The following is an 8,400-nucleotide window of genomic DNA, read 5'->3' on the forward strand; positions in this document are numbered from 1 at the left end:
ATGCTGAGCACCATCTTCTTAGCACCGACGGCGGTTGCCCTAGCCCAGACCTCGAATATGAAGGCGGGTCAGGATTTTGGGCAGTCAATGACGGGCACGGCCGCCGGCATGGTTACGAATTCGACAGCTGGAAATGTTCCGAATTCGGGAGGCGATACCTCGGCGCAACAGGCATATACGACAGGGAACATGTATGACTCAGCAACGGCTGCGGCGCAGACAGACGAAGCAGCCCAGCTGATCGGCACATCGTTTCCGGAACGGTCAAAGCAACCTGTCTCGCCGGACGACGCTTTTCTAAGCACCTACTGGGGCATCCAGTCGTCACCGGGTTCGGTCTTGCCGACCTTCTCTGGACAATATGGTGATTGTTCGACAGCAGCAGGTGGTCAAGCGCCGGCGTCGCCTCAAACGACGACATGCGATGACAGTGTAACCTTGGTTGACAATTACTGCACGAAAACGAGAGATGTGGAGGTCGCGGCATATCCGGTATATGCCTGTACTGTATCGTCTCCAACATTACCACAGCAATGTCGTGTTGTTCGAAATGTTCAGGTGGCCCAAAACGATGAATATTCATGCACACATTCCGGGCTAAAATCGCCGACAACGTGTGTTGTTGGCGTGGACGTAGAGGTTCAGGCAAACCGTGAATACGGATGTGACAAGAAAAGAGACTATGTGAGTAAAACATGCGATAAATACCTAGTACCTGGCTCTTGCGCGACAATGGGATGGGTGCAATACGCGTCGACTTCAGGTACGTCCCAAATATGGGCGGTCACGTGCGACGAGAGTAATAATTGCACCTACCAAAACAATGCCGACATTACTTACACTGTGGACGGCTCACAGCAAACGCAAGTTACGGTGACCTTGCGGGACGCTAAATATAGCACTAAGGCGGAAGTGGATATTTCGACGGAGAACAATCAGTATTCCGATGTTGTTCAAGTCGGGCAATCCATCACGCACCAAGTGAGTGGAAGCAATCTGGAGGTGTGGGTAAGCTTGGGCGAAGATGGCAATCCGGATAAACAAGTGTCAGCTGACGTGACGATGAGTCACTACCAGTGCACCAGTTATTCACCTGCCTATTGGGTGGACGAATGTCAAAATCTGCAGTGATAATAGCAACTATTCTATTCTGTCTATTGCCGTTGGCGGAAGCCTTTGGAGCGGCCGCTAATTGCCGGATCGCGTCCGAAACTTGCACTTCAACAGATAGCTCGGGAAATTGCACGCGTTACCACTATACCTATAACTGCGGCGGACCAGGGTATTCGGATTACTGCGTCGGCCTTGAAAACGATGGTTCGTGCCAGCTTGAGGGCCAGAACTGTAAGTCGTTTGGTGGTGATGGCGCCTGTGATGACTACTACTCCGTTTACAAGTGCGGAGACGATCATGGCGGCGACGGCAATGTCACGCTTATTGATACGTCCTACACGATAACAAAAGATGCACTTGTAGACGGTTGTAGCAGCCAAGAAAGTAATGCAAATTGCAGCTATACGGGTCAGACCTGCACACAGGGGGCCGAAAAACGTAATATTAATGGCTATGACGTGTATAAGGATTGCTGGTCATACACTCGTGATTACGCATGTCCAAATCCCAATGTATACAATAACTGCTCAAGCTACGACAACGCATCGGGGTGCACTAAAGCAGAAGACGTCTGTACCGAAACCTACTCAGATGGAGTTTGCAAGACCTATACCAGTAAGTATAATTGCCCAGCTCCGGTGGCAGGGCAGGGCACCTTAATAAGCACGACATACACTGAAATTTCGGACACCCAAGTACCTGATTGCGCGATTGAACAGAGTAACCAGACATGCCAATGGTCAAATGATCAATGCACGTCAGGCCCTGGTACACGAAATATTAATGGTTTGGACGTTTATCGGGACTGCTGGGAATGGAACAGAACATATACCTGTGCCAACCCTAATCAGTATAATAACTGCAACGCCTATACGGATGCAGGTTGCAAGCAGACAGGCACTACGACGTGTAATAAATTTGCTGTGGATGGCTCATGCGCTGAATGGCTCTATGATTACCAGTGCTATGGCGTGGTGGCCGGTGGAGGGTCGCAGATCAATACGGTCTATTCCGTTACGAAGGACACAATTATTGACAATTGTGTTCCGTACGAAGGCAACCCGACATGCAAGCAAATGCAAGACGCATGTGTTGAAGGAGCGGCCACCAAGACCATTAATGGATACTCAGTCTATAAAGACTGTTGGGCTTGGCAGGAGATGTACACCTGTGAAGGACCTGTGAAGTCGGATTGCGGGACCGTTGCCAGTAACTGTGTCAAGACAGGTTCTAAATGCGTTTCCGTCGATGCTCTTGGCCACTGCACGGATACCGAATACAGCTACTCATGTGGGATGAACGGATACGACGGTGCAAACCCCCCCGATGTGAGATGCGGTGACACCGTTTTTTGCCTGAACGGGGACTGCGGGACCGTCACTCGCACGCCCAATACAGAATTTGCCAAAGGGCTAACCTGGATGAGCCTTCTGGGGAATTTTGCGAAGAACTTCGATCCCAATACGCAGACGGTATTCACTGGAACGAAAGCGGACTGCAGAAAGGCCCTGACCGGCGTGCTGGATTGTTGCAAGGACGATAGCGGCTGGTCAGTCGACATCGGCCTGGGATCGTGCAGCGATGACGAAAAGGCTTTGTGGGCCGCCTTGGACGGACACCTATCCCATTACGTGGGAACATACTGCAACACGTCGTTCCTGGGTGTGTGCTTGGAGAAGAAGAAATCCTACTGTGATTTCCAATCAAGGCTCGGGCGCATCATCCAAGAGCAAGGTCGTGCGCAACTGAATATCTCATGGGGTCCTGCCGATAGCCCTAACTGCGCAGGACTTACCATTGCTCAACTACAGGCCATCGACTGGTCGAAGATCGATCTTAGCGAGTTCTACCCACAAATTTACGCGCAAACAGTGCTTCCGAATACGGTTAACGTCCAGAAAACGATGCAGCAGTCGATTACGAATTTTTATGGCGATCCAGCAAACGCAGGGAAATGAGATATGAGAGCCATCTGGTTAATTCAGGCTGTGGTCGCCAGCTTTGTGATGTCGACCGCCGCTTTTGCGCAGGTGCCGGGAACGAAGCCAGGAGCCTTCTGCAGCGAGCAGAAGGGGTTGGGCTGGCATTTCTACTGCGAGGATCCGCCCCAGGACGAAGCGCCGCCGCCGGCGAAGGCAGAGACCCAAGAGGTACCACCGCCTGTTCCTTCAGACCCAAACGACCAGGTGGCCCTTATTCGGCAGAACCTGGACCGGGCGAAAAACGCGGCGGTGCTGGATCCGACCAACCTGGACAAGGTGGCCAATTACATTCGCATGCAGCGCACGGCGCTGGACATGGCCAGCACTTTCAGTCAGGCCTGGGGCGCGGTTCTCCTGCGCGACCCTGAACTGGACTATACCCTGGAACATCCTGTCAGCTCCGCTGGCAAGCAAGTTTGGCTGGAGCAGAGGAGGCGTGCTGAACTCCAAGCCGTGGCGGACCTTCGAGACCGGTACGGGGTGTATTTCATCTATAGCCATGACTGCCCGTATTGCCAGGCCTATGCCCCAATTTTGAAGAGTTGGGCGATGCGCAATGGGGTTTCCATTACAGCAGTCACCATCGACGGTGTCGCGTTGCCGGAATTCCCCAATTCCCTGGTGGATAGGGGGCAGGTTGCGGCACTCGGCCTGGCCGGAAAACCGATCCCGATGACGATCCTCTTCGACGCGCAAAAGCAGCAGGTCATCCCTATTGGTTTTGGCCTCTTGTCGGAACAGGACCTCACCGAGCACGTGTTTGTGCAGACGCAAGTGGAGCTGGGCAATGACTATTAAGCGGCGGTTTTTAGCAGCGGCTCTTGCCCTGGCCATGACGTTTCAGGCGGGCCTAGCCAGGGCCGACATCGGCGGACAGATGCAGTCCTGGTGGAACGGCATGGGAGGGACGTCGAACGTCACCAGGCCCTCCACAGGCCAGGCCGCTGGGTATTACAGCGGCGGGTCACTCTATGCGCGTTCGCCGATCAAACACACCTCCCTGCTGAACGTTCAAATGCCGTCCATCCGGGCCGGCTGCGGCGGTATTGACATCTTCACAGGCGCCTTCTCCCACATCTCCGCAGGGGAGCTGATAGCGGCCTTTAAGGGCATCGCGAATAATGCTGCGGGTTTTGCGTTCAAGCTAGGCATTGAAACACTGGCTCCTGTCGTAGACCACGAGATCAGCTACCTGAACGACCTGGTCGGCAAGGTGAACCAATTCGGTATCAATTCGTGTCAAACCGCGGCGAGTTTGGTTGGCGGCTTATGGCCGGCCACCACCGAGGCCGACCGTGCAATCTGCTCCTCGATCGCCAACAAACAAGGCCTCTTCTCGGACTGGGCCGCCGACCAACATGGGTGCGGAACCCAGGGTGCGCGCAAAGCCGTGGAGAATGCGGCAGATCCAGCAATGAAGGCGCAGCTACCCACCGACAATAATATGACGTGGAATGCCATAAAATCGCATTCGTTCCTGAGTACTGACAGCGACCTTATGAATATGATGCAAACTCTGGTCGGTACCTTAATCGTTAATACCCCGGATTCAGACGGAGCGAACCCATCACTCATTTACATCAAGCCGCGAGTTGTCGATGCCCAAATGGTACAGGTGTTGCTGCGAGGCGGGTCTTTACCGCTCGTAAAATGCGATGAAAATACGAATTGTCTTCATCCTACTACGCCGGAGAGCGGCGGCGGTTATTCTGCGGTGATCGACCCCAGTAAAGCTTTTATCGGGCAGGTTTCCGCCGTCCTCAGCGATATGACCACCAAAGCAAAAAGCAGACAGCCGCTGAGTGCAGCCGATCTTGACTTCCTCGATATCACATCCCTTCCGGTCAACAAAATGCTGACAACAAATATCAGCTTTAACGCCAATCAAGCCCAAGCGGTAATGAATACCTACGCGGAAGCGATCGCCTTGGATGAAGTCTTTCAATTCCTACAAGATTGTATTTCGATGGTGTCTGAGAGTGGCATGAACGCACAGGTGGCCAATAAAGAAAGCATGGAAGACTGGCTCAATAGGCTCAAGCAATCCAGCGACGCGATCTATAAAGAACAACAAGCCAATGCGAGCCGCGTGAACAACACTATGGAAATGGTACGTGCTGCGCAGTTCATGGATGGCCAAGTCGCTGCGCGAGTAGGGAGCCGCTTGGCTCAAAGCATGCAGTATGCTGGGGGGCGCCGCTAATGTTTCCTATCTATGTGACTACCGGCGGTAGTCTGTATGTGGAAATACTAAATAGTGTGGCCGCTATAACGCAGTCCGGCACCTATGCAAGCCTGCTTGCTTTCGCCCTTACCTTGGCTATTGCCGGATGGGTTATTTACGTAGCCTTCGACGGCCACTTGATGAAAGTGCTTGAATGGTTCCTCGTGATTACGATTTTTTATGGGCTGGCCCTCCAGGTACCCGTTAGTGTAACCGTTTACGATACCAGCAATTCATCACTGCCGTCTGGAGCGGTTAATAACGTACCCTTTGGTCTAGGGGTTCCGTTGTCCGCCGTCACCACGGTTCGATACAAAGTCACTCAGTTGTTTGAGTCGAGCATGTCATTGCCAGATGACATGACCTATTCGAAGAACGGCGTTCTCTTTGGTGCCAACCTCTTTGTCCAAGCACAAATGGTTCAAATACCTAGCGGGACATTTGCGCAGAATGTGTCAAGTTATGTAAAGCAATGCGTGTTGCCCGATATTGCGATGGGAAACATATCACCTGACGATCTTACATCGACGGATGATATTTGGACATTTGTTACGTCCACATACCCTCCAAACCCTGGTCTTTCCATGGATTATCTGGATAGCGGGGACACGAACATTATTACGTGCGCGCAGGGTGCAGCGAGCCTGAACCAGCTGTGGCCAAATCAAATGACCACTGGCATTCAGCGGTTCGCGTCTCGGATGTTCCCGAGCTTCTCCGCATCGCAGGCTAACGCGATGCTGTTGTCGTCCTTACCTGCGGCCGAAAGCTATCTGGTCGGCGTTTCTAAGTCGGCTTCCGATGCCCTTAAGCAGGCCATGATGATGAACATCATGGAAAACGCCGTGGGTTCGTCGGCCGCGGAGGCGGGCAACGCGGCCGCGCTCCAGGAGTACGTGAACACCAGAACAACCATGGGGACGATCCAGCAGAACATGGCGAGCGGCGCTGCAGCCGTGACCTGGCTGCCGCTCGTCCAGATGACTTTGGATCTGTGCATGATCGGCATGTTCTTGCTGACCGGGGCGTATGCCTTTCTCCTGGGGAAGGAGTCACTGATCAAGGTAGTGAAGAACTATGGCATGGGGATGGTCGGCCTTATCACCTGGGGCCCCCTGTGTGCGATCATTCATCGGATCTCGATGGGCGACGCGGCAATGAGGACAGCCGCTGGCGCCATCAACATCGACGGCGCTGTCGGTGTCACCATGGCCACAGCCGTGGGGCTGGCCAAAACCAACATCGAGATCATTGCGACGGCGAACTATTTGTACGCTCTGGTTCCGATGCTGTCTGGCTTTGTGGTGGGGCAATCCCTCTTTGGCGTGGGGTCCCAACTCCTCGGCTCCAGCCAGCGTCAGGCGATGCAGACTGCCACCGAGGTCGCGGGTGGCAATATGAGCGTTGGCAACACGAGCTTCGACAACGCTAGCTCTCACAATGTTTCAGAGTACCAACAACTGTATGATGGTTCTTTGCGGTCAGGCAGCATTTCGATGGAGATGCCAAACGGGAGCATTGTCAGAACTACGGCGGATGGCAAGCAGCACCTAGATGCTACCGGTGCGCAGTCAATCTTGAACACCAATGTCGATATTGCCAGTGGTCTTACACGAGAGCTTACGAATACGGAATCCACTGAACTTGGTTTTGCCCGTGAAGCGTCCACTAAATTGAGCGATAGCAAAGCCTCTACATTGGCTCAAACTGCGGAATTTGTGGCCAACAATATACATGGATCAGCAAATCGTAGCGCTACTCGAGACGTATTTTCGGCGGACCAAGTGCGTGCGCTTGACCATGTAAAAGAAGTTCAGAGCCAATTTGCTAAGGACAATAATATTTCCGAAGACACCGCAGCACAGATTCTCGCAAGGGCATCTGCTGGAGCAAAAACACCCGATTTAAGTCCGTTTGTTGCTTCGTTCATTACCGAAGGGCAACTAGCATCTACAGGAAAACGTGAAGAGGTTGTCAAGAATGCACTAAATGTGACTCAAGGAACCCATTACCGTGATTCATTGTCAACAACAGAACAGGCATTCCGTGAACATGGGCATGAACTGCACGACACCAATGAATTAAACTTTTCCAATAGACTTAATAGCGCCTTTGATACACAGAAAAGGCTTGAGCATGACGTGTCTGCACATTTGAGCAACGCTGAAAGAGCGTCCTCGGCGAAGGCGGATATTACCCGTCAAGGGGTCAACGTTAACCAGGACTATAGACAAAGATTATATGATTGGGCTCGAGCTCGAAAGAATCCCCTTACGAATTCGCCCTACGGGAGCGAAGTCGATCAAATATTCAGTGACTCGTCGCCTGATCAACTTAAATTACAAAGAGAGCTAACCGATGCGTTTGTCCAGGAGGAGGTTGGCCGCGTATTGGGACCGTCACAACAAATGGGCGCCAGGCAGATTGAAGATCAATATAATGACGCGAAAAAAGATATTGATACTCATGGCCTATCTATAGGTCCCAATTCGTCTGCTGTTGAGGATAAAGCGAAGCACTTAGGAGTTAATGTGGGGGAATTGCCAACTAAAGACGTTGGGGAACAGCCTGATATTGATCGTGTCGCAAAAAGTATTAACACAGGAGAGGCTACTGTATCCGACGATTACAAAAAAATATCCGACACGTACGATCAGATTAAGGACAAGGCCGCGGTACAAATTGTTGCAGACCATTTAATTGGACGTGACAATACCCAGCCCACAATAAAGACAGGTGGAGAAAAAATTGGGAAGGGAACCAACCTTCTGAATCATGCACATAGTGCCGATGGACAGTCGCATATATTGGACAAGTTAGCGAAAGTCGGTGGCGACTTTAATGAACCGGAGAAAGCAGGACAAAATTATCACGGCGATCCCATCGAACAGGAACGTCGCGAAGGACGGGATAGACCAAGTGTTGGGTATGGCCCATCTAAACCCGGGTTGTCGGACAATAATATGCCAAATGCAAATCATACATATAATCAGCTCGCGGATGGCCTAGGGCCGGCCGTCATGGGCGGGGGGGACGCCTCGGCCCGCCAGCAGCCACCGGCATATCAGCCGAACGACGCCA

The 8,400-nt window shown here is 52.4% G+C and carries 5 protein-coding genes; all 5 read left to right on the top strand.

Annotation, left to right across the window (positions count from 1 at the left end; translation table 11 throughout):
• Nucleotides 1-1,131, top strand: a complete 1,131-nt coding sequence (locus P5F91_RS29020; RefSeq protein WP_277909003.1) for a hypothetical protein — start codon at nt 1-3, stop codon at nt 1,129-1,131.
• Nucleotides 1,113-3,071, top strand: coding sequence for a conjugal transfer protein TraN (locus P5F91_RS29025; protein ID WP_277909004.1), 1,959 nt, complete (start codon nt 1,113-1,115; stop codon nt 3,069-3,071). Before P5F91_RS29020 ends, P5F91_RS29025 begins: the two co-directional genes overlap by 19 nt.
• Nucleotides 3,072-3,074: 3 nt before the next feature.
• Entirely contained in the window at nt 3,075-3,893 is an 819-nt protein-coding gene (locus P5F91_RS29030) for a conjugal transfer protein TraF (protein ID WP_277909005.1), read from the top strand.
• The gene (locus tag P5F91_RS29035) at nt 3,883-5,298 is read left to right on the top strand and encodes a conjugal transfer protein TraH (protein ID WP_277909006.1); all 1,416 of its coding nucleotides are present in this window, start codon (nt 3,883-3,885) and stop codon (nt 5,296-5,298) included. The genes P5F91_RS29030 and P5F91_RS29035 overlap by 11 nt, the downstream gene beginning before the upstream one ends.
• On the top strand, nt 5,298-8,400 hold a 3,103-nt coding region (locus P5F91_RS29040; protein ID WP_277909007.1), incomplete at its 3' end, for a conjugal transfer protein TraG N-terminal domain-containing protein. The genes P5F91_RS29035 and P5F91_RS29040, both read left to right, overlap by 1 nt.

Origin of the sequence: Nitrospirillum amazonense (assembly GCF_029594735.1) — a bacterium.
GTDB classification, from domain to species: domain Bacteria; phylum Pseudomonadota; class Alphaproteobacteria; order Azospirillales; family Azospirillaceae; genus Nitrospirillum; species Nitrospirillum amazonense.

Excerpts from the sequence above, each read along its gene's own strand:
- P5F91_RS29025 (WP_277909004.1), top strand. The coding sequence starts at position 1,113 with ATGTCAAAATCTGCAGTGATAATAGCAACTATTCTATTCTGTCTATTG.
- P5F91_RS29035 (WP_277909006.1), top strand. The coding sequence starts at position 3,883 with ATGACTATTAAGCGGCGGTTTTTAGCAGCGGCTCTTGCCCTGGCCATG.
- P5F91_RS29030 (WP_277909005.1), top strand. The coding sequence starts at position 3,075 with ATGAGAGCCATCTGGTTAATTCAGGCTGTGGTCGCCAGCTTTGTGATG.
- P5F91_RS29020 (WP_277909003.1), top strand. The coding sequence starts at position 1 with ATGCTGAGCACCATCTTCTTAGCACCGACGGCGGTTGCCCTAGCCCAG.